Genomic DNA, 25,411 nt, shown 5'->3' with positions numbered 1-25,411 from the left:
CTGGCCCGGCTGGATGCGCTTACGCCGCGTCCAGGTTGCCTTCCAGTAACACGCTCTCGCGATACTTCTGCTCCAGCAGCGCAGCGACCTGCGGTTGCTCATCGGGCTCACAGTCCACTATCACCATGATCTCGCCGCGTTCGATTCGGCCGCGATAATCCTCGACGTCCTGGTTCGGCACACTCACACCGACCAGTGTGCTGAACCACGTGCCGAGTGCCGAACCCAGGGCTGTACCGGCGAGAATCGCTCCGCCGCCAAGGGTCAGGCCCGCCGCCGGCACGGTGACAGCGACAATGCTGCCCACCAGGCCGATGGCGCCGCCCGTTGCAGCGCCACGTTTGGCCGCGTCCACCACGTCGCTGCGATGGGTGATGTCGGGCTCGGGTAACGGCTGCAGCGCCATGGCATCGTTGCCTATGACGTGCAGGTCATCTTCCGACATGCCCAGCTGTTTGAGGTCATCGATCACGCTGGTCGTTGCCGACACATCGTCCATAAAGAAAAAATAGCGTTGCTTCATTGTTGCCTCCGATCCAGTTCGTTTACGGGTTTCAAAAAACGCGTGCGCCGGGTCAGAGGGCAACCATCCTGATCATAGTTGGTTCTGTGTAGATCAGGTTGCCGTTGTGTTGCTCCTCGGCAACGACGTGAAAGTGCCCTGCACCGGACTCCGCGTCGAGGTACAGACGCAGCTTGCAGTCGCTGATCTCGCCACACTTGTCCGGCATATCGAGCTCGAGTTCACGCGGATGTACCTCGTGAAAGAGCTCGCGAGAGCCCTCGTCTTTTAGCCTGTTCTCCAGCTTTTCCAGCATCTTGTACGTGTCTTCGTCGACCTTGAAGGACGCAATGCCTATCGGGTCCGACGGGCTTTGCCGGGCGGTTTTTCGAAATGTCTCAAGTGCGAGTTCCATAACTTCCTCCTCGGTTGCTTTAAAATTGCTACGACACACATCGTCGGGCAGATCACAGGAATTAGAGGAGCTTGCCGAGGATGGGCAAGGCAAATGTGGCCGCTCGCGGCCACTCACAGAAGCTGCTACCCGGAAAATCCGGGTGCGATTTTAACTGGCGCTGTAGGCATCAAGTCCGGTTGCATCCATCACCGCGCAGTATTCCTTGTAGTTCCCCGGGAACAGGAAAGGAGCATGCCCCGAGGCATTGCGGTAATAGCTGTGGCAGTCGCTGGCGCCCCAGGAGAAGCGCGAAAATCGCCCGGACATCCAGTCGACGTGCTGGTCCAGCGATTCGGGTTTGACATTTATCGCATGCAGGTTTCGGTCACGCATGTCCGACAGCAGGCGCACGATAGTCTCGACACTTTTCTCCGCTGACTTGAAGTACGAGACATTGAGTACCAGCCCATTGGGACCGACTGCAAAGAAATAATTGGGGAACCCGGGCACGGATATGCCCTTGTAGGCTCGCGGGTCGTCCGCCATAAAATCAGCGAGGTGCTGCCCGTCTTCGCCCACCACATCAATGCGGTCATAATCGAGAATGCGGTAACCGGTGCAGTAGATGATGACGTCGACGTCGAGTTCCCGACCGTTTTCGGTTATGGCCCCGGTGGCTGTCACCTGCTGCAGGCCCGAGGCAATCAACTCCACGTTGTCCCGATTGAGCGCCGGGTAAAAATCATCTGAAACCAGGCCGCGCTTGCAGCCATAGCGTGAATCCGGCACCAGTGCTGCGCGCACTTCCGGGTCATCGATACTGCTTTCGATAAACTTTTTAACCCGGTTCTCGAACTGCCCCATGCGGTTGTGACCCAGCGTTACCGCATACTCCACCTGGCCCATCATGGCGGACTGCAGTTTACGGATGAGACCTATCAGGAATGGGAATCGATGCCAGCGGCGATGCTGCTTTTCAGTGTAGGGCTTCCAGTTTCGCGGCATGATCCAGTTGGCGGATCGCTGCAGTACGGTGAGATGGCCGGCGACTTTTGCAATCTCGGGTACGATCTGCACTGCGCTGGCAGCGGAACCGACGACCAGCACGCGCTTGCCGGTGAGGTCGACATCGTGATCCCAGCGCGTGGCGTGAAAACTGGCTCCCTGGAAACTGTCCATGCCGGGAACGTCCGGATACAGCGGTGTGTGCTGGTTGCCCATGGCATTGATCACCACATCAAAGCGCTGTGGCTCGCCGCTCTCTGGCTCGAGCTCCCACCCCGCCTCACCCAGGTAACGGGCGGCGGTGATGCGCGTATTCAGCTGCAGGTGCGGGTCCAGGCCGAACTCGGTGGCACAGCGCGCCAGGTACGCCTGGATTTCCGCGTAGCCGACGAAGTTGGCCGACCAGTCGGGGTTGGGGGCATAGCTGAAACTGTAGGAATGCGCCCAGACGTCACAGGCGAGACCGGGGTAGGAGTGCAGGCGCCAGGTACCACCGGGCGCATCCAGGGCGTCGAAGATCGTGAAGCGGTTAAAGCCCTGTTGCAGCAGTTCCCGGCCCGCAGCGATGCCGGCAGGGCCGGCGCCAATAATCGCGATATTCAGGTCCATGGTGTTCTCCGTTTTTTCGGTCACTTGGGTTTCAGTCGATGAACAAAAGCAAAACCATGGCCACCTTGTCGGCAACCCATCGCTTCAGCGCCAGCCACCAGCGCGCATCCTGCTGCAGTTCCCACTCTTCCCCGGCCCGGTCCAACACGTAGGCCTTGATGTCCGCGGCCTGCTCAGGCGTGAGCACGTCATCGAAACGCGGCATGCCCAGGCCCGCCATGCTGCCGCCCAGCACCACAGCGTCGAACTGCTCGTACCAGTGATTATCGAGTTTGCGCAGGTCGGGGATACTGCCATCGGATACCGCGCCGGCACCGTGGCAACGCAGGCAAAAGCGGTTGTAGGCTTCACCGCCACGCTGCAACGTATCAGCGTCAGCGTTGGCGGCGGGCGGTTGTTCACGGCCCGCGGGAAGTTCATACGCCGGCAGCAGCGCACTACCATCCAGGGAAAAGGTCAGCACCCGCCGTTTGGGTGACGCCGGTATACGCTCGACACCGGTAGCCAGGCTGTAGCCGCCTCCCTGGCCGGCCATCACCGTCACGTATTGTCGCCCGCCCACCCGGTAGCTGATCGGGGCGGCAACGATGCCGTGCTGGCTATCGAAGGACCATAACTCTTCGCCGGTCTCCGCGTGGTAGGCCTTGAACGCGTTGTCGGCGATACCCTGGAATACCAGCCCGCCGCCGGTGGACAGCACGCCGCCACCGCCAAGCTCGGGGTTGGGGACGCGCCACACCTCGCGCTGTTGCAGCGGGTCCCAGGCCAGCAGGTAGCTGTCGATCATGCGTCGCAGCAGGGCCTGGCTCAGCAGCTTGCCCAGTGGCGAGTACGGCGCTTTATAGCCCAGGTTCCAGTGACCATCGAACCAGCTGAACTCCTCTTCCCGCTCCATGGGCGCGGCGAAATCCAGCGCCGGGATATACACCAGGCCCGTTTGCGGGCTGTATGACATGGGGTGCCAGTTGTGACCGCCCAGCCCACTGGGCCGCAGCATGAAGGGCGCTTCTTCGTAGCGCGCGGCGGGGTCTTCCACGGGGCGGCCCGTCGCCATATCGTAGTGGCTGGCCCAGTTGACCGGAACGAAGGGTTCCGCAGAAAGCAATTCCCCGGTCTCCCTGTCCAGGATGAAATAGAAACCGTTTTTCGGAGCCTGCATCAGTACTTTCCGACTGGCTCCCTGCCAGGGAATGTCTGCCAGTATCATCTGCTGTGTGGCGGTGTAATCCCAGGTCTCGCCCGGATTCTGCTGGTAGTGCCACACGTACTCGCCGGTGGCCGGGCGCAGGGCGACAATAGATGCCAGGAACAGGTTGTCGCCGCCCCCCGGGCTGCGCATATCGCGATTATGCGGCCCGCCGTTGCCGACACCCACGTACAGCAAATCCAGTTCCGGGTCGTAGGCAAGCGAATCCCAGACCGTGCCTCCGCCGCCCATGGTCCACCATTCACCGGTCCAGGTGGCGGCGGCGAGCTCCATCTGCGGTGTTTCGAAGCCGTCCGCCGGATTGCCCGGCACGGTGTAGAAGCGCCACAGCTGTTCGCCCGTGTCGGCATCATAACCACCAACATAGCCGCGCACGCCAAACTCTGAGCCGCCGTTACCAATAACCACCACGCCATTCGCCACCCGCGGCGCACCGGTAATGGCATAGTAGCCGGCCGGATCGATGGTGAGGGTGCGCCAACGTTCGGCCCCGGTCTCGCGATCGATGGCCACCAGGTAGCCATCCAGGGTGCCCAGCAACACGGTGTCCTGCCACAGGGCGACGCCGCGATTGACCACACCGCAACAGAAGGTGGCGGCGCGCTCCCTGGGTACACCGGGGTCGTATACCCACAGCCGCTCGCCGGTGACCGCATCCAGGGCGTGCACCACGCTCCAGTTCCCGGTCACATACATCACGCCGTCCGCTACCAGCGGCGTACCTTCCAGGCCGCGTGTATCGGGAAAATCGTAGGACCAGGCCAGGCCCAGCTGCGCAACATTGTCGACATTGACCTGGTCGAGCGGGCTGAAGCGGGTTTCCGCCAGGTCACGGCCATGACTTAGCCATTCGTCCGCGTCGCCGGCGGCGCGCAACAGGCGGTCGTGGGTGACGGGGGCAGCAGAGAGCTGGGTCATGCAAACCAGGCAACATGCGGCGAGAACCGCCCTGCTTACTGTCGCAAGCGTTGTATTACGCATCGAATCACATCGGGTCGTTGTTATTGTCCGGCCACAGAATAGCAGCTTGCTGCAGCGTGCTGACAGCGTCCACGCCAGCGATGACCGGCCTGCGATAACAAAAACACGGAGTGGTTAAACATAGCGTCCTTTCGCACTGTCGCTTGGGATATCCGGGTCGTCACGGGTCGGATTTCGGTACAGACCCGGGTATCGGGAGAACCAACCTGACAAGCCCTGGAATTACTGCATCCGCTTGGAGGGCAATCCTGGAGCACCGGTGTGGGTCGGCCCTGGTGCGCGCAACAGGTGCGGGCTGGAGGTGGGGGATCCGCTGGAGAGGAAAACGGTAAACATATGTTGCCAGTTTTGAGCGAGTCTATAATGGAAGACAAATCGCCAGCGCCAGACCAGCATGAATAAAGCATTCCCCACCAGCCTGCCACCCATTGCCATCAGCTATCGACCCAAGGAACATGACTACCTGCCGGTTGTCGTGGGGGCGATCAGGCACCACCTCGGGGACTGGCCCGTCGTGCTGCTCACAGAAACAAGCCAGCTTCCGCCAGCACCGTGGCTAAAGCAGAATGCCATTCACACCATCACCGACTGGTCTCATTCCGAGCGCGCGAACAAGATACTACGCCTGTGGGAACATCAAGAAATCTTCGCCCGTCACTTTCCGGCATGGATCTGGTGGCATGATGACATGTTGCTGCTGCGTCCACTGGCGGACCCGGTGAGCACTTTCGAAACCCCGCTGATAAGGCACAGGCAACGGAAACGACCCAATGAGAAGCTCAGCAACTGGGACAACTGGCTCTGGGAAACGCTCAGCTTCTTTCGATGCCAGAACATCTATGCTCCGAACCCCGTTCTGCACACTCCACGGGTGATTCGCAGGGAATCACTAGAGCGCATCCCGGAGACGTGGAATCGCAAACGGCTACTGTTCGAACCGACCTACCTGCTTCGACAATGGCATGATGCCGGCATCCGCCCTGAACTCGCCACAGGATTTCGCAAATCAGTATTCTCTGGCAGCTTGCCGGCCCTGGAATCACTTCGGGAAGAGGGTTTTACCATTCTCAACTGGGGACGAGGCATTGATCACGCCGCGGCCAGGTCGGAGTTTGGCAGGCACTACCCGGTGGATTTCAGTAACTAGCGATTTGGCGATTCAGGCTATCACCGGATTTAGCCGAGCATCGCCCACTGTAGCGGCAGGTGACATCATTGCAGGCGGGCCCTGGCTACCAATACCCAGGGGCCAACAGAGACTGAAGGTCGCGCTAGCTACCTGGGCCCGAGTTGTCGTCTGAATCATCAGAATCGTCTGAATCATCAGAATCGTCTAAATCGTCTGAATCGTCTAAATCGTCTGAATCGTCTGAATCGTCTGAATCGTCTGAGTCGTCTGAGTCGTCTGAGTCGTCCGAGTCGTCTGAGTCGTCTGAGTCGTCGGAATCATCGGAATCATCGGAATCATCGGAATCGTCTGAGTCATCGGAATCGTCTGAATCATCGGAATCGTCTGAGTCGTCTGAGTCGTCTGAGTCGTCTGAGTCGTCTGAGTCGTCTGAATCATCGGAATCGTCATCGAATTCATAACCGCCGTCCGGCCGGTCTTCGAACTCGAACTCGATCTCGTCAGCAATGCCGTCGGCGACCTCTTCGTCTTTCACTTTGACAAGGTCACCGATCTGCAGTTGGGCGAAGAACTCTTCCGCGGTAATGGAGACTTCCCTGCGGTCCTCAAACTCTGTGCCGGATACGCCGTAGGTTATCCCCAGCAGTGTGATATCAACACCCGGATTAAAACTGTCTACCGGCCCTTGCAGGACGTCATCATCGTGCTCATCCCGATCAACCCGGGTAGCAACGAGTTCACCAGCGTTCAGAATGGCTTCTACTTCCAGAAAATCCCCGGTGTTGATATCGGACAGTGTCAGCGTACTGACTCGATCAGTATCATCATCGAGCAGCGTTCGTGAATCGATCTGCACGGTAATCGTGCCACCGAACAGCGCCAGCGTGATGCTGTTTCCATCCACGCTCGATACGGCAGCTTCAACCTCAACCCGGCCTCGCCGTGCCTCGACTTCCTGCGCCGCCAGCCGGGTGCCGTTCCAGGCTCCTTCCACTTCAACGATAACGCCGTCAGCCAGCTTCAACCCGGAAGGCTTCAGGCGAGCATTGCTGGCATTGACTCTCACACCGTTGACAAAGAAATCGGCGCGACTGGAAAAGCCGGTTATTGGTCCCTGCACGCTGAAATCGTCTTCGGCCTCCACCACGTCGGTAATAGCGTCTTCACGCTGCACACGCAGGGCGGTAATCACCTGCCCGTCCAATGTACCTTTCACCTCGACAACCAGCCCATTCCTCAAGCCCTGGCTACCGAGATCCGAGAGGTCCGCGTTGCCGAAATCGACCTCCAGCTCGCCAATGCTGAACCGGTTATCACCCAGCCCACTAACGCGACCTTTTACCTCAACCTCTGTCTGGCCCGGCTGAAACGCGGATTTTTTCTCTACGCGCGTGGCCCTCAGGTTGTTACCGCCCTCAGGGAAGCCGGAGATCTCCAACACGTCGTCGATAGCCAGCGTGTCAAAAGTCACCCCTTCGAACACGGTCCCGGTGCGCTCGACGATCACATCGACACCGAGAATAGTCAGCAGCTTGGTGTCATCGTCCTGGCCCGAGAGGATCGCAGTAACCGGGCCTTCCACTTCTTCATCAAAGATAACGCGTTGCGCGGTACCCGTGGTGCCGTCAGCATTAACAGTTCCCTTTACCAGTACTACCATGCCAATGCCGAGTTCGTCCTCGCCGGCCTGCTCACCATCGATGAGTATTTCCGCGGAGCCGGTTTCGAACTCTATCCCGTTGACGAAAATGCTGCCGAAGCCATCGATGGTTCCGGAACTGGTCGCTCCACTGCCACTGATACCTTCAACAGGGCCGCCACCAATATCGGCAATGCTGTCACCACCGCCACTGCTGCCGCCGCCGCACGCGCCCAGTGACAGTGAGACGATAGCGGCCGGAAGCGCCTTCTGCTTGAACTTTTTCATCGCTAAATCTCCTGCTCAAAATGCTCTACGTAATAAATACCGATAGCAACGTATGCCGACTCCTGGTTTTCCTGATCGGTAATCTCGTGCTCCGCCAGCCAGGCGTCGTACTCTTCCAGCAGCGCCTGGGAGCGACGGCTCGATAACTCGCGGAACTCCGGCAATGCCTCCCTGTCTATCAGCGAGGTAGACACCTTGCGCTGAAACAACCTCTCTTCAGGGGCAGCCATCATGTTGTGGCTGATGGTGTCGATCAGTTCCGCGGTGTCCGTGCCGAGGATATTCAGGAGGTCCAGCGATGTATCCAGCGGAATGAAGGCCTTCTTCTTCAACACGGCTTTCCCGTCGTCTACCCGCACGTTCCCGCTGTCTTCGAGTAGCGACAGCATGGCCGCCGGTGTGACATCGCCGCTGTGTATTCTCACCAGTTCAGCAAAGCTGGCACCACTGCCCTCCAGCGGCAGTGCAGCGGGCTCGCCATCGCTCTGGAACTGCTTGTCGTTGACCCAGCCGCTGATGACCCGGATTGCCCGGTTGCGGCGTTTCTCGGCAATCTGCAGAGACGAGCCATCTGTTTCGCTGAGGCGTTTCACCTCTTTACGACTCAAGCCCGTCAGTGCCGACACACCGGAAACCGTTGGCCGCCGACCGGCACGGGCCATGTGCTCAAAGCCCTCCTCGACAAAGGCCTGTCGACACAATTCCGCGACAATGCCGTGGGAAACACCGTGTTTCAGCAATACCCGCACCAGCGGCCGCAAGATTTTTAACGCGGCCTCGTGCAGCGAGTTGTGTATTGACATATCCATAATTGGGAATATAATCCCAAATTAAGTTAATTGCAATCGGGTAAAAACGTTATTTGCATTGCCCTGACCAGCGCTGAAGTCCAACCGTTGAATTGCCAGGGGGCCCGTTTCCAGCGTAGGAAAAATCATGCACGAAAACTTCACGGCAAGGTTTCCATTCCCCATCGGGTCAGCCCGGGAGGTTAGCGTTGACGCGGGGGCCATGCTGTTCAGGCAAGGGGAGTCATGCGACCACTACTACATAGTCTCCGAGGGGGAAATCAAGGTTTTTGCGCGCTCGCCCCGCGGCCGGGAAGTCGTGCTCTATCGCGTCAGGCCGGGCGACATCTGCATTCTGACGACGTCCTGCATCCTGTCGGGGAGCCGCTATCCGGCTGAGGCCATTGTCGAATCCAGCGTTACCGCCGTGGCGATCCCGAAATCAGACTTCAATGAACTCATGGCGCAATCCGAGGCTTTTCGCACATTTGTGCTGGAGAGTTTCGGGCAGCGGCTCTCGGGCCTGATCAGCCTGATTGAACAGGTAACGCTTGAATCCATCGAATACCGTCTCGCCCAGTATCTCCTCTTGCATGCAGACGAAAACGATGTGGTGTCGTCCACCCAGGAGGGGATTGCCCTGGAAATTGGCTCAGCGAGAGAAGTCATAAGCCGGCACCTGAGGGAGTTCAGCAACCTGGGCTGGACGCAAGTCTCCCGCGGGCGGGTCAAAGTGATTGATAGAGCCGCACTGCAGGGAGTGCTTTGAAAAAAGCAGGTGCTAAGTGACTTAATCACTGAATAGCCAGGGCTGGCAATGCGACCATGCATCGACGCTACCACCATTCACGGGAGATAGATCGATGAAAAATGAAGGAAAACTAGACAGGATTTTGAGAGTGATCGCCGGGGTTGTGCTTCTGAGCCTCGTCGTAATCGGACCCCAGACCATGTGGGGCCTGATTGGCATTGTGCCCTTGCTGACAGGACTGATCGGCTTCTGCCCGGTCTACAAACTGTTTGGCTGGAACACATGCCCCCTGGAAAGAAGCTGACCACCTGGGAGGTAAACCAGAAATGAAAAAATTTGTTGCAGGATCCGCAGTCGTACTTGGCCTGGCTTCCGCCAGCGCCATGGCAGGCCCGGTGTACCAGTTGAAGAGCAATGCCGGACTGAGCACGCTCTTGCTGAAAACCTCTTTTGCCGAGGCAATCCGCATGGCCAGCCTGGAGGCAGATGCCACGCATCCAGCGAAAATACTGTCGCGTAAAGATGCGCCCTATCTGAAACTCCGACTCCCCGTCAGCGGGGGCGTGATTGACCTCGCAGGCGTGTTCGGGGAGATCAATCACGCCGGCGGGTTCGGCTTCACAGCGCTGGACGGCTCCAACGTCCAGTTCCATAACCTGGTACTGGAAGCCAGCGAAAGCGCCGTTGAAGTATCGGGCATGGTGGAAGTCGACGGCAATGTTGTCGGCCGGCAGGTGCTTTTCGACGTAATGGCGGACAGCAGCGACTTCAGGGTGACGCGCAGTGGCAGGCTCGCAACGGGCACCATTGTCCTGGCGCTCACGCAGGCAGCTTCCGACCTGCTGAACACAGAATTGGGCGTGTTTATCCCGGCAGGGGAAGAGGTAGCCAAGCTCAAGGAAGAACCAAAGCTGAGCAACTATGACCGCAAGTCAGACGACTCAGATGACTCGGATGACTCCGACGACTCGGATGACTCGGATGACTCGGATGACTCCGATGACTCGGATGACTCAGACGACTCAGATGACTCGGATGACTCCGACGACTCGGATGACTCGGATGACTCGGACGACTGACAGAAGGGAAGTGAGTAGTTGAGTCCCTGCTGACAACTCGGGGTGGGCCGCTGGCCTGCCCCGAAACTGTCGTGCTGCCACTCTACAGTGGCCGGATAGCCGACACTTTCAGCAACACCGATGCCCATCTCTCTGCAGATACGTGCTATAGATATGTAACGGACTGCGAGGTGGGATGAAGAAGAACGCCGTAATTCTTGGAATGGCTCGATCGGGCACCAGCCTGGCCGCCTCGATACTGGCGAGGCAGGGCTACACGGTGGCCGGTTCCAGCGCGGACGCGTTGCAGAAGCCCAACAAGTACAACCCGAGTGGTTACTGGGAATCGCGCGCGCTGATGGACAACAATATAGAGATACTCTCTCTTACCGGATTCCGTCCCGACAACACCTGGTTCCATGAAGCAATCACACCAGGGCAGGTCGATCACATTGCCCGGCTGGAGCCGCTGCCACATCATATGCAGTTCGTCGAGTCATTCGAGCGGCAGAGCCCCTGGCTGTGGAAAGACCCAAGACTGTGCTACACCCTCGACTACTGGTGGCCACTGCTGGACCGGGAAACCACCCGCGTGCTCCATGTCACTCGCGATGCCGGAGAGATCTTCCGCAGCTTTCAACGGGTCGCGGACGACTGGCACGTTACGGTGGCGATGGAAGAGGCTGTTATCAGGCAGCGTATTGATGAACACCGTGAGTCCGCAGCGCGCATTCTGGCAAAACATGACATTCCACACCTGACCATCGACTACGCCGAATACGAGTCTGCGCCGGGCAAAGTGGCTGCGGAGATCAGCGAACTCCTGGATATTACCCTCAAGGCAGAGGATCTTGGTTTTGACAGGAACGCCGTCGCCAACTTCGAGTCCAGCCCCGTACAACGGGTCAAGACGTTCCTGAAGGGCTTCCTGAAGCCGGGTTGACCGGCAAATCGCCGCTTTCACAAGCCGCACGACCTGCCTCAATGATTGCCAGCATCAGAGCGCTTGCAGTGCCTCGTCCAGCATCTTTACCAGCGCATCGCGGTCATAGCTGTAGGGCTGTTCATGGTTCATTTCCACGGTTTCCTGCAGCAGCTTCCTGATAGTGACCTCGGCCTCGCGCTGGTTCGGCACTACCATGTAGCGTGCCTTGGGCTGCTCGCTTACCAGTGCCTGCTGCACCGCTTTTGCTACCGCTATGGGATCTGCCATGGCATCCCGGCTGGCCAGGCGCTGCATGCCGGCTTCCAGCTCTTTCTCGAACAGCGAGCCCTCGTAGTCGAGGCCGCTTTCCTTCGCCTTCCTTACCGCACTGGCGCCGATCCGGGAGGCAAAGTTGCCCGGTTCGATGGCGATGACCTTGATGTTCACCCGGGCCATTTCCAGCGCCAGGGAGTCGTTGTAGGCTTCCAGCGCGTGCTTGCTCATGCTGTAGGGGCCGGACAGCACACCGGAGAGCACGCCGGAAATCGAACTCATATTCACCACCCGACCCTCGCTCTCTATCAGCAGTGGCGCAAAGGCCCTGGTTATGCGGTAGGGGCCATAGATATTCACGTCAAACAGGAAGTCCAGCTGCGACTCCTCGACCTCGATCAGCGGCCCGAGAATGGCCACACCGGCGTTGTTGACGATGGCGAACAGGCCGCGGCCGCCTTTGCGCACCTGGTCGACAGCCGCCTCGATATCGGCGGGCACGGTGACGTCCAGGCGCACGGCATCAACATTTTCCATGGCGTCGAGCCTGTCGAGGTCGGCCTGTTTCCGCGCGCCTGCATAGACGTGAAAACCCTCTTTCGCCAACAGTTGCGTGGTGCGCTCGCCAATACCGGAGCTGGCACCGGTGATCAGCACGGCCGGGCGCTCCGCTGCCTGCGCCAACAAGGGCATGATCAGCGTTGCCATCAGTATCAGTATGCTGTTTTTCATTTCACTACTCCGCCGGAACATTCAAGAGAAAGGAGCCCTGACCTTAGCCCACCTGCAGCTGAATACAAGTCTGCTCTCGAGGCATGAGCAACACTGCGGCGCGCACCACCAGGCTCATGAGCACCCGTGGGATTCAAGCCGTTGAAACTTTTCGGGCCCGGGGCAATTCGGGTTAAACTGCACCGCCACAACGTTCACAGCCACAACACGATGCGTCCGCGCTGGTACCAGGACATAACATGAACAACACCGGAGCAACCCCGCAAGGACGCATCGAGATCATCGACGCGATTCGCGGCATGGCCGTACTGGGTATCCTCTTTGCTAACATTCGCAGCTGGAGCGGTTATCGCTTCATCGCCTTCACCGACATCGCATCCTTGCCCGCCTATGAACTGGACGCGCTCTTCAATCACCTGCATTACTGGCTGGTGGACGGCAAGTTCTACGCAATTTTCTCGATGTTATTTGGTGCCGGTTTTGGCATCCAGTATCTGAAGAACCAGCACAACCAGCCTCCTTTTCTCAGCAAGTACCGCAGACGCCTGGGCTTCCTGCTGCTGTTCGGCCTGGCCCATGCGCTGCTGTGGTCCGGTGACATTCTGACCCTGTATGCACTGCTAGCCTTTGTTCTCGTGCTGTTGCGCAATACGCCCTGTGAGCGCCTGCTTCCGCTGGCCCTGGCCCTGCTGTGTTGCTTTGCACTACCGCACGCCTGGGTAGTGTTCACAGCCTCACAGCCACCGCAACCGGAAGCGGTGGCGCACATGACCTACCCGGATATGAGCCCGCAAACCATCTCCGCCGCTTTCGGCAGTAGCGACTGGGGCGAGGTATTCGTCGTGAATCTGCACAACCTCTACTGGCGCTGGCTGGATTTCTTCCCCAATGGCCGCATCTCCCGCGTACTCGGTTTCTTCGTTCTCGGCTTTTACCTCTCCCGCAGCGGCTACTTCCTCACGCGCATCTACGACCTGCGCTACCTGGCCTGTTACCTGGGCCTGGGCCTGGCGGCCACCGCCACGGCGCGGCTCACCGGCACCAACATCAGCGACTGGTCTGCCTCCGGCAGTGACCTGCTGCTGAAGCTGGTCGCCGTTACCGGGCAGGTACTGCTGGCGCTCGCCTACATGTCGCTGCTGGCCCAGGTCTTCAGGCGCAGCCGAGGCAAGGCGCTGCTGTACCCCCTGACACTGATCGGGCGCATGGCGTTCACCAGCTACCTCGGGCAGACCCTTATCGGTATCGCCATTTTTTACGGAGTCGGCCTCGGCTACTGGGCCACCATGGGACTGGCGCAGCTCTGGTTGCTGGCACTTGCCATCTACGCCGCGCAGGTGGTCATGGCCCTGGCCTGGTTACGCCGCTACAAACAGGGCCCGGTGGAATGGTTCTGGGGCTGCCTGACCGCGGGCCAGTTCCGCTCCAACCTGAAAGGCTGACGCAAGCGCCAGCATCCATTGGCTGCTGCATACGTATCGGTTTGACCGGTACTGTTGCCGCGGCAGTGCGCAACACATGCGCGTTTTCCCGCATCCTGTCCCGTGGCAGCGGATAAAAACTGCCGACAGTTGGCAATTCCCATACTGCTGCCATACTGTGCCTTCCTACACCGCAACCGCTACCGACGTGTCGGCACAGCTGGAGAAATGTAAAACAATGAAGATTCATGCACGCCTCGCTGGTCTCCTTACCCTGGTTCTTTCACTTTCCACGGCGGCGACGGAACTCCCGACAGAGCTCCAGGGCCTGGACCTGCGGGAGGCAGACGTCGCATCCAAAGACCTGCCGGGCTGGAAAAAACCACAGCGCATCCTGGTCTGGGCGCCATTCGGACCGCAACTGCTAGACGAGCTCAGGATCGCTGCCCCCGGGGTGGAGCTGGTCGCCGTGGCCAACGCCGAGGAGGCCGCTGCCGCAGTGGCCGGCAGCCAGGCCGTAATTGGCATATGCGATCAGTCCGTACTGGCCAATGCGGATCAGCTGCACTGGATTCAGGTTTACTTCGCCGGCGTGGAAAACTGCGTGTCCCTGCCCAGAGTAAAGGAAGGGATTGTGCTCACCAACGGCCAGCGCCTGAGCAGCCCGACCATCGCGGACCACGCCATCGCCATGACCTATGCGCTATTGCGCGGCCTCGACATCTTCCACGGCAACCAGGCCGAGGGCAACTGGGATCGCTCCGCCACCAATACACTGCGCGGGTTCGGTGAGCTGTCTGGCCGCACCATGCTGGTAGTCGGCCTCGGGGGCATCGGCACCCAGGTCGCGCAACGCGCCCATGCGCTGGGCATGCGCGTGGTGGCTACCCGGGGCAGCCGCCGCGAAGGTCCGGACTTCGTTGACTATGTCGGTCTCAGCAACGAGGCCGTGAAACTGGCCGCCGAGGCGGACGTGGTAGTGAATGCCCTGCCGCTCACCGACGCCACCAAAGGCATGATCGACGGTTCATTCTTTGCCGCCATGAAGCCGGGGGCTTACTACATCAACGTCGGTCGCGGCCAGACCACGGTCACCGCAGACCTGCTTGATGCATTGAACAGCGGACAAATCGCCGGTGCCGGGCTGGATGTGACTGACCCGGAGCCGCTGCCCTCGGATCACCCCCTGTGGACAACGCCCCGGGTCATCATTACCCCGCACGTGGCAGCGACCTCCGCGGAAACCCTGCAGCGCATACAGGCACTGGTCGCCGAGAACCTGCGCCGCTATGTCGCCGGGGAAGCGTTGTTGTCCGTGGTGGATATACAGCGCGGGTACTAGCGACATGCCCGGCTGGTGAGCGCTGGCTAGCGCACCGGCACCGGCTCCTTGCCCCAGGGGGTCACCGTTTCGCCGAAGCTGGCCTGGAAGGCTTCAGGGAGTTCTTCCGTCATATCCAGCGTCGCAGCCAACCTGCCCATGCCCACATACAGTGCCAGGTGTAACAGCAGCTCCATGATCTGTGCCTCGGTGAAGTACTCGCCAAGAGCGGCAAAGCGCGCATCGGTAATCGACAGGTGATCTGTGGCGAAGCGGTCCGCCAGGTCAATGGCGGCGCGCTCCGCTGCGCTCAGGTCGTCCGCCTCCTGGGGCTGTTCCAACGAACATACCAGGTCCTCACTCACCACATCACTGGCGCTGGAATAGCGGATCGCCATGCAACTGCGGCACTGGTTGTGAAACGCCACGCGCAGCCTGACCAGTTCCACCAGGCGCTCGGGTAGGGTGCGATTCATGGCGATCGCGGCGCCGAAGCCAATGGCGCCCTTGGCCATCTCCGGGGTATGCGCCAGCATTCTGGTGATGCCCTGCTCGATCACGGTGGCGGTATCGCCGGCCGTCATGGCAACCAGTTCCGGGTCCCAGTCTTCCACCGGGATCTTGCTGATGCGACTCATAAAGCACTCCTCGTTACAGTTGCTGTGCTGCGCAGCTGACAAGCGCTTGTTGCCGACTCGCTGCCAGCCCGCAGGCGGGATGCAGTCAGTATAGTTGCAGCCGGCCTGTCCGGCGACAGCGTGGGCCGGCCGCCATTCGTCAGCCTTTCAACTACAATGACTGGACACAATCGCAGGCGGAGTAAAGTTCATGCTCAAGGGCCAGGTGGCAGTAGTGACCGGCGGCGGACGCGGTATCGGCCGTACGATCGCGCAGGAACTGGCGGCGCAGGATGCCGCGGTGGCGGTAATCGGGCGCACAGATGCCTCACTGCAGGAAACCGTGAACAGCATTCGCGCCAGCGGCGGCACGGCGCTACACCAGGCTTGTGATGTCACTGACGCCGCGGCCCTGCGCGCTGCGCTCGACGCCGTCGGCGGGGAACTGGGGCCGCTGACACTGCTGGTGAACAACGCCGGTATCGGCAGCGGCGGTCCGCTCTGGGAAATGGACCCGGATGAGTGGTGGCGGGTAATGGAAGTCAATCTTCGCGGCCCGCTGCTGGCAACGCATGCGGTCCTCCCGGGCATGCTGGCGCGCGGAGAAGGTCGTATCATCAATGTGGCCTCTTATGCCGGCAACTCCGTGGGACCTGGCAGCTCCGCCTACTCCACGTCGAAGACCGCATTGTTGCGCCTCACCGAGGGCACGGCCGCCGACGTGGCAGACGCCGGCTTGAGCGCCTTCGCCATCAGCCCCGGGTTTGTCTGGACTGACATGGGCCGGGAATACGACCAGATACTGCGCGCACAGGACCCGGACTATCAGGGCATGGACGATGACTGGGTGTTTCCTCCCGAAGCCGCGGCATGTCTCTGCAGTCGATTGGCCACGGGCGAGGCGGACCGCTTGAGCGGGCGCATGATCCACGTGCGCGATGACCTGGATCACATGTTGCAGTGTGCCGACGACATTATCGCCAACGAACGCTACCTGCTGCGCCTGCAACATTGAAGGCCGGCGCGAGCGGTTGAGGCTTATGGCTTGCACGGCAACTGGATCGCTACAAAGCAGCTACCAATACGAACAGCAAGCGCCAGCACACAGTACGCTTTCACACGCAGACAATTTTGCGAGCGCCGGGCGCGTTTTCTGGTTACATTGGTTGCTGAATTCGCATTGTAAGGCTCTCTTGATGTCCGCCCGATCACGTCACGCATTCTTCGTCGCGCCATGAAGGTGCTTGTCATCGGTGACAGCGTGGGTGCCCTGACCGCCATCCGCGAACTCGGGCAAAGTGGCTGGCAGGTGGGGCTCGGTAGCGAGCAACGCCACGATCTTGCCGCTTTCTCCAGACACGTTAGCCGCTGGCACTGTGTGCCCCGGCCCGGAACCGATATCCAGTCCTTCCTGCGCGCAGTCAATGCAGCCATCCGTGAGTGCCAGTACGAGGTCTTACTGGGCACCGGCGATGCGGAGGTGCTGGCGCTGTCGCGATTTCGTGAGCAACTGACGGCGCAGGTCCCTTATAGCGCGCACGAAAATGTCGAACGCAGCTTCGATAAGTTCGCGCTGCATTCCCTCGCCTGCAAGATTGGCATAGGATCGCCGCAGACGGCATTGGCGACCGAGCCGGCGCTGGCGCAGTTTCAATATCCGCTGGTAGTGAAAGCTCGCCTGCACTGGTCACCGGATGCAGACAGGCAGCGCGTCAAGGAAGCAATTGCCCAAAACCGGGACGAGGCGCTTGCAGCGATGCAGCGCATTCGCGCGGCGGGAGCGGAGCCGATCCTGCAGCAGTTTGTAGCAGGTATGCCGCTGCACTTTGTCGCACTGTGCGACCGGCAATCAAATATCGTCCAGCGAACAAACCACCTCACCACAGTGCTGGGGGCGTCTGCCTCGGGGCAATCGGCACGGGCTGAGATCGTGCCCGTCGACCCGCAACTGGCGCGTCAGGTCGCGGCCCTGCTTGCCGAGGTAAACTGGTTCGGACTGGCCGATCTGCAGTTCTGGGTCCGCGGAGATGGTGATCCGCTGCTGACAGATTTCAACGGCCGCATCTATGGCGGCCTGGCGCTACCGCACGCCGCCGGCTACAGGATGATCGCCGACTGGGCCAGCCTGGCCACCGAGCGGCCACTGCCAGTACGGGGCGAACAGCGCACCCGCTGTCGCTACCAGTCACTCGAGGGTGACCTGCGCAGGAGTTTCAGGCTGAACACAGGCCAGGCCGTTCAGGAAACAGCTCGCACCATGGCGCACAGTTTCCAGGCCTGCCATCCCGTGTGGAACTGTCGAGACCCGATGCCGGCTTGCGCCTATCTCGGGAAACTTGGCAGGCGCATGCTAACGAAGCTGAAGAAATGGTTGCTGTCATGCGCAGGCAGCCGAGGCACGGACTGAAAAAACTGTATCGAAATGAGGAATTGCCATGTTCGCTTTGTTGAAAAAACTTCTCTTCGGCCTGTTTATCGGCTTTGTCGCGCTGCTGATCGGCCTTAACATCTGGGGCGCTGTCACGCTCGGCAAGTTCTCCCCGACCACAGATGCCGACAGAGATCCCCATGCCAACCGCGTGGTCATGGTATTTGGCGCCACCGGCTCCGCCGGTGACGGCGTGCTCAAGGCGGCAATGGCCGACGCCGAGGTGGACAAGATTTACGCCGTCACCCGTCGGCTGTCGCCGCGCCTGGAAGCAGGCCAGGCAGCGGGCCGGGTTGAAGTCATCCTGCACCAGGACTTCACCGATTACAGCGGGCTGCGCGCGCAACTGGCCGAGGTCAACACGGTGATGTGGGCGCTGGGCACCACCTCCGTGGGCATGGACCCTGATTTGTATCGCCGTATCCACGTGGACTTTCCCACCGCCTTTGTGCGCGAGTGGCTAACGGCGAGATCAGGTAAAGGGCCTATGGCGTTTCACTACATCACCGGCATGGGCACCGGCGAGCAGGAACGCGCGCAGTGGGCGCAGGACAAGGGCCGCGCCGAGCGCGAGGTGGCCGAAATGGCGGCGGGCACCGGCCTGCGCACATTCGGCCACCGCTCCGGCTGGATCCGACCGACCGAGGAAAACGCCAACCTGTTGATTTACCTGGCCGAACCGCTGCTGATACCGGGGCACCTGGTCATTCGCGGTACTGACCTGGGCCGCGCGATGCTGGAAATCAGCTCGCGCACCACCGAATTGCCCAGCGGTGTGCTGATCGACAACCGGGATGCCCGGCGCTATGCCGCGGCATACCGCGAACGCACCGGGCTCAGGTAAGCAGCGCCCGCTCTGCCAGCCGGCCTCCCGGCACGCCTGCAGACCGGTAGAAGCCCCAGATGACAGCGCCCCGAGCTGATCCGCCCCCGGTATTCGCACGTATGTGGTGTATCAATTCAGGGAAGTCACCATGGACAAAACCATCACACTAGACGAGACCATTGAAGTTAAACGCCCGCTCAGCGAGGTGTTTGCCTACGTGTCCGAATTCAACCGCATTGACGAGTGGGATCCCGGCGTTGCCAAAGGCACCAAATTGAGCGAGGGCACCACCGGCATTGGCACCCGCTTTCGCATAGACATGAAGGCAGGGTTCTCGCTGCAGTACACCATGATCGGCTTTGAGCCGGAGCAGCGCCTGCTCATGGACGTGGACTCCAAAATCTTCACGGCGCGAGAAGAGATCACCTTCAAAGCCATCCGCGGTGGCACCCGGGTGCGCTACGTCGCCCGCTTCAAGTTCCCCAGGCCCCTCGTGGCCGCGCACCAGCTCTATCCTGCAGCCATGGACAAGGTTGGCAAGGACACCATGAAAGGGCTCAAGCGCGCCCTCGAGGACCGCTTCGATGCACCCGAGGCGTCGCCGAAGCTGGCGGTGGCGGACAAACTGATACTGCCCGGGATCTGGCGTTTCACCCGCCTGGGTTACAGCGAGGCCAAGCGCCGCTGGAATCCGGTCTCCGCTTACCAGCACGACCGGCACGCGGTGATCACCGGCGCCACCTCCGGCGTGGGCCTGGCTGCGGCGCGGGAGCTGGCGGCCCTGGGTGCTGCCCTCACCCTGGTGGCCAGGGACCGCGACAAGGCAGAAGCCGTTGCCGCGGAAATCAGCGCCGAAACCGGCAACGAGAACATCGCCGTGGAAGTAGCGGACATGTCCCTGATGGCGGACGTGCACGCACTGGTAGATCGCCTGCTGCGAGCAGGCCGCCCGGTAGATATGCTGATCAATATTGCAGGCGCCCTGTTCAATCCGCGCCAGCAGACGCCGGAGGGTCTGGAAAAGAGTTTTGCCCTGTTGCTGCTGGCGCCTTACATCCTCACCGAAGGACTGCGCCCGGCTCTGGCTGCGGCCGAATCGCCGCGCGTCGTAAACGTGCTGTCCGGCGGCATGTATTCGCAGAAAATCCGCGTACGCGACCTGCAGAGCCAGCGCGGCCGCTATTCCGGCTCCGTGGCCTATGCCCGGGCCAAGCGCGGCCTGATGATCCTGACCGAGGAATGGGCCAGCGACTGGGCCGACGACGGCATCGTGGTCAACGCCATGCATCCGGGCTGGGCCGACACCCCCGGGGTGGAAACCGCCCTGCCCGCGTTTTACAAACTCACCCGCCCACTGCTGCGCTCTCCCGAGCAGGGCGCCGACACGGCAGTGTGGCTTGCAGCCGCTACCGAGGCCGGGCAGGTTAGTGGCAAGTTCTGGCTGGACCGCGAGCAACATCCCAGTCACGTGACCGAGCGCACGGTGGAATCACCTGCAGACCGCGATGAACTGCTGGCGACGCTGGCCGAATTACGCGCCTCGACGCGCCCTGCGCGCAAGCGCGGGCGACCGCGCAAAGCAGCCGTGAAAGCACGCAAAGCGGGCCGCTAGTCCATAAAATCCAGCCGCCGGATAAACGCGGCGGCGTGGCCGTCGTTGCCGGCATCTGTGGTATCGATTTCGATGCTAATGCCGGAAACAACAGGCATGCGCGGCAGGCCGAAACTGTTAAGAAACACCGCCTGCAAATCCACTTCGCTAACCACCGCCTCGCCGGGTTGGGCATGCTGGACACAGATATAGCGGCCGGTCTTCTCGTAGTGGTGCCCTTTATAGGGCTGGTCCACGTCGTCACCAGCGGGCGGGCACAGGTAGAAACCAATAAAATAGGGGCTGTCAGGTATGAACACTTCGCCGCTGGGCAGACGCTGTTCGCCGAAGAACACCATCACCATAACCGCCTCGTTGTCGATACCGTGCTGATAGGAGGCACCCTGCGGGTAGTCAGCGACCCCCCAGTGCAGGCGCATGCGTCGGGCCGCCGGTACCAACAACTTGCGCACGGCGAGACCGAAAGCCGGCTCCCGGGTGCGGATATTCAGGCCACCCTCGTCGCGGAAGAACTCGATCTTGTCACGGTCATCGGCTGCCCTTTCCAATTCAAAGTCACGGCTGTACAGCCACTCGTAGGCGGACAGGTCCTCCTCGTTTACGAAATCAAGCGACAGCACTACTTCGCCATCGGCGAGCGCCGGAAGCGTCAGCAGCGACCAACACAGCACCAGGATGGAGCCGTAAGCAGGGCGCATCCGGCGACTTTCACTATTGCGATGAGCCAACATACACACAATCCTCAAATCCAATGACTGGCCGCAGGTGGAAACCGTACGCCAGTCGGTATAGCCTAGCGCCCCACTCAGGTATTCATGCAGCGTGGCGCCAGCGTTCACCAGAGGCATGGCGCCAGCGCCACGAGCGATGGGCAGCCACCACCGCCACTGATTTATCAGGCACCGGCCCGTCGCAGCATACAAGTAAGGGAAAGCCATGAACATACGTTCGCTTGTCACACTCGGCTCAGCGCTACTGGGTCTGCTAACGGGCGCAGGCAGCACAATGGCGACGCCCGCCTTTGCACCCGCCGACGTGTTCCAGCTGCGCTACGCGAGCCAGCCACTGGTGGACAGCCGGGGTAGTCGCGTTGTGTATACGCGCCACACCATGGACATCATGACCGACAAGTCCCTTGCCAACCTCTGGCTGGTGGATATCAAAAGCGGGCAACAGCAGCCACTCACCAGTGGCGTCAACTATATCAGTGGCGCCGTGCTGGCTCCGGATGACAGCAGGGTGGCCTATGTCAGCCGCGATGATGTGGGTTCGCAGATCTTTGTGAGCTGGCTGGACAACGCTCGCAGTGCGCAGCTCACCCGCTTGCCGGAGACAGCCAGACACCTGGCCTGGTCAGCTGACGGCCAGTGGCTCGCATTTTCCATGCGCGTTCCCCAGGCCGCACCGACCATGGGCGAACTGCCACCGAAGCCCGAGGGCGCCGAGTGGGCACCCACACCAGAGGTCGTGGAACGCAGCGTATACCGCAGTGATGGCAGTGGCGACAAACCGCATGGCTACTACCATGTATTTGTCATGCCCGCCAACGGGGGCAGCCCACGCCAGGTTACCCGGGGAGACTTTCATCACGACGGCGGCATAGCCTGGTCCGCCGACGGCCTGTCGCTGTTTATTTCCGCCAACCGCAACCCGGACTGGGCCACGCGACCGGCCAACACCGAGATCTACCGGGTAGATGTCGCCAGCGGGGACATCAAGGCACTGACGGAACGCGAGGGCCCCGATAGCGACCTGGCCGTATCTGCAGATGGCAAACGCATCGCCTGGACCGGCTGGGATGACAGGCGCATGGGCTACCACCGGCAGCGTCTTTATATAATGGACAGCGACGGCAGCAACAAACGCGAACTGCTGGCCGACCTGGACCGCAGTGTCGTCAACCCACAGTGGTCTGCCGACGGTCGGCGGCTGTTTTTCCAGTACGATGACAAGGGCGACACGGTGCTGGCCAGCACCACCCTGGCGGGCAAACTGACAGAGCTTGCTCGCGATCTCGGTGGCAAAGCGCTGGGACGCCCCTATACCCGGGCGGACTTTGCCGTTGGCGGCGGCGACGTCTATGCCTATACCGCTGGGACGGCCTCCCGCCCCGCCGAAATCGCGGTAGGCCGGTCTGCTCGCAACCGCCTGTTGACCGGACTTAACGACAATCTCTTGCCCTATCGCGAGTTGGCGCCGGTTGAGGAACTCTGGGTCAAGTCCAGCCATGACCAGCTGGACATACAGGCCTGGGTGGCGCTGCCCCCCGGATTCGAGCCCGGCAAGCGCTACCCGATGATACTGGAGATTCATGGCGGACCCTTTGCCGCCTACGGCCCACACTTCGCTGCAGAAATACAGCTGTTCGCGGCCGCGGGATATGTTGTGGTGTACGCCAATCCTCGCGGAAGCACCAGCTATGGCGAGACTTTTGGTAACCTGATACACCACAATTATCCAAGCCAGGACTACGATGACCTGATGTCCGTCGTGGATGCGGTCATCGACAAGGGCTACGTGGACCCGGAACAGCTCTACGTCACCGGAGGCTCCGGTGGTGGCGTGCTCACGGCCTGGATCGTGGGCAAGACCGACCGCTTCCGGGCTGCGGTAGTCGCCAAGCCCGTCATTAACTGGACCAGTTTCGTGCTCACGGCAGACAACTCGCCCTACTTCGTGCGTTACTGGTTCGATAAGATGCCGTGGGAAGACCAGCGCGCCTACTGGGAGCGCTCGCCATTGTCGCTGGTGGGTAATGTTACCACGCCGACCATGCTGTTGACCGGGGAAGAAGACCTGCGCACCCCCATGGCGGAGACCGAGCAATATTACCAGGCCTTGAAACTCCAGGGCGTGGAAACGGCTATGGTGAGGATGCCGGGAGCTTCCCACAGCATCTACAAGCGGCCCAGCCAGATGCTCGGCAAGGTCGCAGCCATCCTGGAATGGTTTTCGCGCCATGGGCCGGAAGCAGCGGGCGCTGACGCTGATCCCGGGGCCAACTAATACCGGGCTGCGCGCAGCCCCCTCACCCGGACACAGGACATCGTACTTTTATGCCTTTCAGGCTATTTGAAAAGCTGGTAAATCCGTTCCCGTCCGCTGCCCCGACGCGGTCACCGGGATCCGTCTACCAGTTCTGTCGACACCACGCCAGGGGCCTGGAACCCTACCTGCTGTTGATGGCACTACTGAGCACGGCTATTGCCGTGGTCGAGGTATACCTGTTCGAATTGATGGGCCGCCTGGTTGACCTGCTGGCGGTGGAATCCCCTGAGACCTTCGCTTCCGGGCCGGGTGTGGACTTACTCTGGCTGGCGCTGTCGGTGATCATTGCCTACCCGGTGCTGGTGGGGATCTCCTCACTGTTGCTGCACCAGAGCCTGATGGGGAATTTCCCCATGATCGTACGCTGGATGACGCACCGTTACCTGCTGCGCCAGAGCCTGAGTTTCTTTCAGGATGAGTTTGCCGGGCGCATCGCCACCCGGGTGATGCAGACCTCACTGGCAGTGCGCTCAACGGTAATCAAGCTGCTGGATATCATGGTCTACGTGTCCGTCTACTTTCTCTCGGTACTGGTGCTGCTGGGCACCACCGACCTGCGGCTGATGCTGCCCATGCTGTTCTGGTTCGCCTGCTATGTTGGCCTGCTCTACCTGCTGCTGCCACGCCTGCAGCGCGTTTCCGAGCGCCAGGCCGATGCGCGGGCGATGATGACCGGGCGCATCGCAGACAGTTACACCAATATCTCCACGGTGAAACTGTTCTCCCACGCCCGCCGCGAGTCCACCTACGCCAGGGAGGGCATGGAGGAATTCCTCGGCACCGTGCACCCGCAGATGCGCCTCGTTACCTGGATGGAAACCGGCGTGGCCATCAACAATACGATAATGCTGCTAAGCGTGGGCCTGACCGCTATCTATCTCTGGTTCCATGGCAGCATTACGCCAGGATCTATTGCCGTCGCCGTCGCCCTGTGCCTCAGGCTCAACGGCATCAGCGAATGGATCATGTGGGAAGTATCGGACCTGTTCGAAAACGTGGGCACAGTGAAAGACGGGGCCGGAGCACTGTCAAAGCACATCACGGTGACAGACGCAGAACACGCCAGGGACCTGCAGACCACGCGCGGCGCCATCGATTTCCAGCAGCTGCACTTCGCCTACAACGCCGGTCGCCCGGTGTTCAAGGGGCTCGACCTGGCTATCGCCCCGGGCGAGAAGGTAGGCATTATCGGCCGCTCAGGCGCGGGCAAGTCCACCCTGGTCAACCTGCTGCTGCGCTTTTACGACGTGGACGAGGGTTCAATACGCGTAGATGGGCAGGACATTCGCGATGTCACCCAGGACAGCCTGCGCGCCAATATCGGCATGGTCACCCAGGACACCTCCCTGCTGCACCGCTCCGTGCGCGACAACATACTCTATGGCCGCCAGGACGCCAGCGAAGAAGACCTGCTGGCAGCGATCCATCGAGCCAGGGCCTGGGACTTTATCCAGGAACTGGAAGACCAGTCCGGCTGTCGCGGGCTGGATGCGAAAGTGGGCGAGCGCGGTGTCAAACTCAGCGGCGGCCAGCGCCAGCGCATCGCCATTGCCCGGGTGATCCTCAAGGACGCGCCGATCCTGGTGCTGGACGAGGCCACGTCGGCGCTGGATTCGGAGGTTGAACTGGCCATACAGGACAGCCTTTACCAGTTGATGGAAGGCAAGACAGTAATCGCCATTGCCCATCGGCTGTCCACCATCGCCGCACTGGACCGGCTGGTAGTCCTGGACGAGGGGCGCGTGGTGGAATCGGGCACCCATAGCGAATTGCTGGCACAGGGCGGTATTTACAAGCGCCTCTGGGAATACCAGTCGGGCGGGTTCCTTGCCGCAGACTAGTGGCGCCGGACCG

Annotated in this window: 22 protein-coding genes; 13 read left to right on the top strand and 9 right to left on the bottom strand. The window is 60.8% G+C overall.

Annotation, left to right across the window (positions count from 1 at the left end):
* Positions 1 to 19: 19 nt before the first annotated feature.
* The 4 genes from F0M18_RS10270 to F0M18_RS10255 all read right to left on the bottom strand — a co-directional run bounded on the left by F0M18_RS10270 (position 20) and on the right by F0M18_RS10255 (position 4,638).
* Positions 20 to 523 (bottom strand): hypothetical protein, encoded by a 504-nt coding sequence (locus tag F0M18_RS10270; RefSeq protein ID WP_149611339.1) that lies wholly within the window; start codon positions 521 to 523, stop codon positions 20 to 22.
* 52 nt (positions 524 to 575) lie between these two features.
* Complete coding sequence (locus tag F0M18_RS10265; protein WP_149611338.1) at positions 576 to 917, bottom strand: hypothetical protein; 342 nt, start codon at positions 915 to 917, stop codon at positions 576 to 578.
* Positions 918 to 1,067: 150 nt separating this feature from the next.
* Complete coding sequence (locus tag F0M18_RS10260; protein WP_149611337.1) at positions 1,068 to 2,537, bottom strand: flavin-containing monooxygenase; 1,470 nt, start codon at positions 2,535 to 2,537, stop codon at positions 1,068 to 1,070.
* A 7-nt stretch (positions 2,538 to 2,544) separates the two neighbouring features.
* Positions 2,545 to 4,638: a PQQ-dependent dehydrogenase, methanol/ethanol family gene (locus F0M18_RS10255; RefSeq protein WP_149611336.1), complete on the bottom strand. Its 2,094-nt coding sequence runs from the start codon at positions 4,636 to 4,638 to the stop codon at positions 2,545 to 2,547.
* A 457-nt stretch (positions 4,639 to 5,095) separates the two neighbouring features.
* On the opposite strand from F0M18_RS10255, the gene F0M18_RS10250 reads away from it, so the two are divergent.
* A complete protein-coding gene (locus F0M18_RS10250) occupies positions 5,096 to 5,848 on the top strand; it encodes a hypothetical protein (protein WP_149611335.1) in 753 nt (250 codons plus the stop codon).
* A 124-nt stretch (positions 5,849 to 5,972) separates the two neighbouring features.
* Here F0M18_RS10250 and F0M18_RS19960 read toward each other — a convergent pair whose 3' ends face one another.
* Together F0M18_RS19960 and F0M18_RS10240 are read right to left on the bottom strand one after the other, a co-directional pair.
* Positions 5,973 to 7,757 carry a DUF5666 domain-containing protein gene (locus F0M18_RS19960; protein ID WP_188109678.1) on the bottom strand — a complete coding sequence of 595 codons (1,785 nt, stop codon included), beginning with the start codon at positions 7,755 to 7,757 and terminating at the stop codon, positions 5,973 to 5,975.
* A gap of 2 nt (positions 7,758 to 7,759) precedes the next feature.
* Complete coding sequence (locus tag F0M18_RS10240; protein ID WP_149611334.1) at positions 7,760 to 8,566, bottom strand: DUF6502 family protein; 807 nt, start codon at positions 8,564 to 8,566, stop codon at positions 7,760 to 7,762.
* A gap of 127 nt (positions 8,567 to 8,693) precedes the next feature.
* Here F0M18_RS10240 and F0M18_RS10235 point away from each other — a divergent pair, with 127 nt between their 5' ends.
* From F0M18_RS10235 to F0M18_RS10220, 4 genes are all read left to right on the top strand, one after another.
* Positions 8,694 to 9,314, top strand: coding sequence for a Crp/Fnr family transcriptional regulator (locus F0M18_RS10235; RefSeq protein WP_149611333.1), 621 nt, complete (start codon positions 8,694 to 8,696; stop codon positions 9,312 to 9,314).
* Positions 9,315 to 9,408: 94 nt separating this feature from the next.
* The gene (locus F0M18_RS10230; protein WP_149611332.1) at positions 9,409 to 9,600 is read left to right on the top strand and encodes a YgaP family membrane protein; all 192 of its coding nucleotides are present in this window, start codon (positions 9,409 to 9,411) and stop codon (positions 9,598 to 9,600) included.
* A 22-nt stretch (positions 9,601 to 9,622) separates the two neighbouring features.
* A complete protein-coding gene (locus tag F0M18_RS19955; RefSeq protein WP_188109677.1) occupies positions 9,623 to 10,375 on the top strand; it encodes a hypothetical protein in 753 nt (250 codons plus the stop codon).
* A 175-nt stretch (positions 10,376 to 10,550) separates the two neighbouring features.
* Positions 10,551 to 11,297: a sulfotransferase gene (locus F0M18_RS10220; protein ID WP_149611331.1), complete on the top strand. Its 747-nt coding sequence runs from the start codon at positions 10,551 to 10,553 to the stop codon at positions 11,295 to 11,297.
* 54 nt (positions 11,298 to 11,351) lie between these two features.
* Here F0M18_RS10220 and F0M18_RS10215 read toward each other — a convergent pair whose 3' ends face one another.
* Positions 11,352 to 12,284 carry an SDR family oxidoreductase gene (locus F0M18_RS10215; RefSeq protein ID WP_188109676.1) on the bottom strand — a complete coding sequence of 311 codons (933 nt, stop codon included), beginning with the start codon at positions 12,282 to 12,284 and terminating at the stop codon, positions 11,352 to 11,354.
* A gap of 239 nt (positions 12,285 to 12,523) precedes the next feature.
* Here F0M18_RS10215 and F0M18_RS10210 point away from each other — a divergent pair, with 239 nt between their 5' ends.
* Together F0M18_RS10210 and F0M18_RS10205 are read left to right on the top strand one after the other, a co-directional pair.
* The gene (locus F0M18_RS10210; RefSeq protein ID WP_149611329.1) at positions 12,524 to 13,726 is read left to right on the top strand and encodes a DUF418 domain-containing protein; all 1,203 of its coding nucleotides are present in this window, start codon (positions 12,524 to 12,526) and stop codon (positions 13,724 to 13,726) included.
* Between the two features lie 217 nt (positions 13,727 to 13,943).
* A complete protein-coding gene (locus F0M18_RS10205) occupies positions 13,944 to 15,047 on the top strand; it encodes a D-2-hydroxyacid dehydrogenase (RefSeq protein WP_188109675.1) in 1,104 nt (367 codons plus the stop codon).
* A gap of 26 nt (positions 15,048 to 15,073) precedes the next feature.
* Here F0M18_RS10205 and F0M18_RS10200 read toward each other — a convergent pair whose 3' ends face one another.
* On the bottom strand, positions 15,074 to 15,664 hold the full coding sequence (locus F0M18_RS10200) for a carboxymuconolactone decarboxylase family protein (protein ID WP_149611327.1): 591 nt from the start codon (positions 15,662 to 15,664) through the stop codon (positions 15,074 to 15,076).
* Between the two features lie 190 nt (positions 15,665 to 15,854).
* Between F0M18_RS10200 and F0M18_RS10195 the strand changes: the two genes are divergently transcribed.
* The 4 genes from F0M18_RS10195 (at position 15,855) to F0M18_RS10180 (ending at position 20,509) form a co-directional block, all read left to right on the top strand.
* Positions 15,855 to 16,658, top strand: a complete 804-nt coding sequence (locus F0M18_RS10195; protein ID WP_149611326.1) for an SDR family oxidoreductase — start codon at positions 15,855 to 15,857, stop codon at positions 16,656 to 16,658.
* 219 nt (positions 16,659 to 16,877) lie between these two features.
* Positions 16,878 to 18,050, top strand: coding sequence for a carboxylate--amine ligase (locus F0M18_RS10190; protein ID WP_149611325.1), 1,173 nt, complete (start codon positions 16,878 to 16,880; stop codon positions 18,048 to 18,050).
* Positions 18,051 to 18,078: 28 nt separating this feature from the next.
* Entirely contained in the window at positions 18,079 to 18,915 is an 837-nt protein-coding gene (locus F0M18_RS10185; protein ID WP_262500906.1) for a Rossmann-fold NAD(P)-binding domain-containing protein, read from the top strand.
* Positions 18,916 to 19,045: 130 nt separating this feature from the next.
* Positions 19,046 to 20,509, top strand: coding sequence for an SDR family NAD(P)-dependent oxidoreductase (locus F0M18_RS10180; RefSeq protein WP_149611324.1), 1,464 nt, complete (start codon positions 19,046 to 19,048; stop codon positions 20,507 to 20,509).
* On the opposite strand, the gene F0M18_RS10175 is transcribed toward F0M18_RS10180, so the two are convergent.
* Positions 20,506 to 21,240, bottom strand: a complete 735-nt coding sequence (locus F0M18_RS10175; RefSeq protein WP_149611323.1) for a hypothetical protein — start codon at positions 21,238 to 21,240, stop codon at positions 20,506 to 20,508. The two genes, F0M18_RS10180 and F0M18_RS10175, sit on opposite strands and share 4 nt — an antisense overlap.
* Positions 21,241 to 21,445: 205 nt before the next feature.
* On the opposite strand from F0M18_RS10175, the gene F0M18_RS10170 reads away from it, so the two are divergent.
* Positions 21,446 to 23,515, top strand: coding sequence for a S9 family peptidase (locus F0M18_RS10170; RefSeq protein WP_149611322.1), 2,070 nt, complete (start codon positions 21,446 to 21,448; stop codon positions 23,513 to 23,515).
* 50 nt (positions 23,516 to 23,565) lie between these two features.
* Positions 23,566 to 25,398, top strand: a complete 1,833-nt coding sequence (locus tag F0M18_RS10165; RefSeq protein ID WP_149611321.1) for an ABC transporter ATP-binding protein — start codon at positions 23,566 to 23,568, stop codon at positions 25,396 to 25,398.
* Positions 25,399 to 25,411: the final 13 nt, after the last annotated feature.

It is taken from the genome of Pseudohalioglobus sediminis (assembly GCF_008370495.1).
GTDB lineage: Bacteria > Pseudomonadota > Gammaproteobacteria > Pseudomonadales > Halieaceae > Halioglobus.
The sequence above is the reverse complement of the archived record's forward strand: the minus strand, read 5'-3'. Positions and strand labels throughout refer to the sequence as shown.

Coding starts and splice junctions, on each gene's coding strand:
- F0M18_RS10190 (WP_149611325.1), top strand. CDS start 16,878: ATGAAGGTGCTTGTCATCGGTGACAGCGTGGGTGCCCTGACCGCCATC.
- F0M18_RS10165 (WP_149611321.1), top strand. CDS start 23,566: ATGCCTTTCAGGCTATTTGAAAAGCTGGTAAATCCGTTCCCGTCCGCT.
- F0M18_RS10170 (WP_149611322.1), top strand. CDS start 21,446: ATGAACATACGTTCGCTTGTCACACTCGGCTCAGCGCTACTGGGTCTG.
- F0M18_RS10205 (WP_188109675.1), top strand. CDS start 13,944: ATGAAGATTCATGCACGCCTCGCTGGTCTCCTTACCCTGGTTCTTTCA.
- F0M18_RS10185 (WP_262500906.1), top strand. CDS start 18,079: ATGTTCGCTTTGTTGAAAAAACTTCTCTTCGGCCTGTTTATCGGCTTT.
- F0M18_RS10235 (WP_149611333.1), top strand. CDS start 8,694: ATGCACGAAAACTTCACGGCAAGGTTTCCATTCCCCATCGGGTCAGCC.
- F0M18_RS10255 (WP_149611336.1), bottom strand. CDS start 4,638: ATGACCCAGCTCTCTGCTGCCCCCGTCACCCACGACCGCCTGTTGCGC.
- F0M18_RS19955 (WP_188109677.1), top strand. CDS start 9,623: ATGAAAAAATTTGTTGCAGGATCCGCAGTCGTACTTGGCCTGGCTTCC.
- F0M18_RS10180 (WP_149611324.1), top strand. CDS start 19,046: ATGGACAAAACCATCACACTAGACGAGACCATTGAAGTTAAACGCCCG.
- F0M18_RS10210 (WP_149611329.1), top strand. CDS start 12,524: ATGAACAACACCGGAGCAACCCCGCAAGGACGCATCGAGATCATCGAC.
- F0M18_RS10240 (WP_149611334.1), bottom strand. CDS start 8,566: ATGGATATGTCAATACACAACTCGCTGCACGAGGCCGCGTTAAAAATC.
- F0M18_RS10270 (WP_149611339.1), bottom strand. CDS start 523: ATGAAGCAACGCTATTTTTTCTTTATGGACGATGTGTCGGCAACGACC.
- F0M18_RS10230 (WP_149611332.1), top strand. CDS start 9,409: ATGAAAAATGAAGGAAAACTAGACAGGATTTTGAGAGTGATCGCCGGG.
- F0M18_RS10265 (WP_149611338.1), bottom strand. CDS start 917: ATGGAACTCGCACTTGAGACATTTCGAAAAACCGCCCGGCAAAGCCCG.
- F0M18_RS10215 (WP_188109676.1), bottom strand. CDS start 12,284: ATGAAAAACAGCATACTGATACTGATGGCAACGCTGATCATGCCCTTG.
- F0M18_RS10250 (WP_149611335.1), top strand. CDS start 5,096: ATGAATAAAGCATTCCCCACCAGCCTGCCACCCATTGCCATCAGCTAT.
- F0M18_RS10195 (WP_149611326.1), top strand. CDS start 15,855: ATGCTCAAGGGCCAGGTGGCAGTAGTGACCGGCGGCGGACGCGGTATC.
- F0M18_RS10220 (WP_149611331.1), top strand. CDS start 10,551: ATGAAGAAGAACGCCGTAATTCTTGGAATGGCTCGATCGGGCACCAGC.
- F0M18_RS10175 (WP_149611323.1), bottom strand. CDS start 21,240: ATGTTGGCTCATCGCAATAGTGAAAGTCGCCGGATGCGCCCTGCTTAC.
- F0M18_RS10200 (WP_149611327.1), bottom strand. CDS start 15,664: ATGAGTCGCATCAGCAAGATCCCGGTGGAAGACTGGGACCCGGAACTG.
- F0M18_RS19960 (WP_188109678.1), bottom strand. CDS start 7,757: ATGAAAAAGTTCAAGCAGAAGGCGCTTCCGGCCGCTATCGTCTCACTG.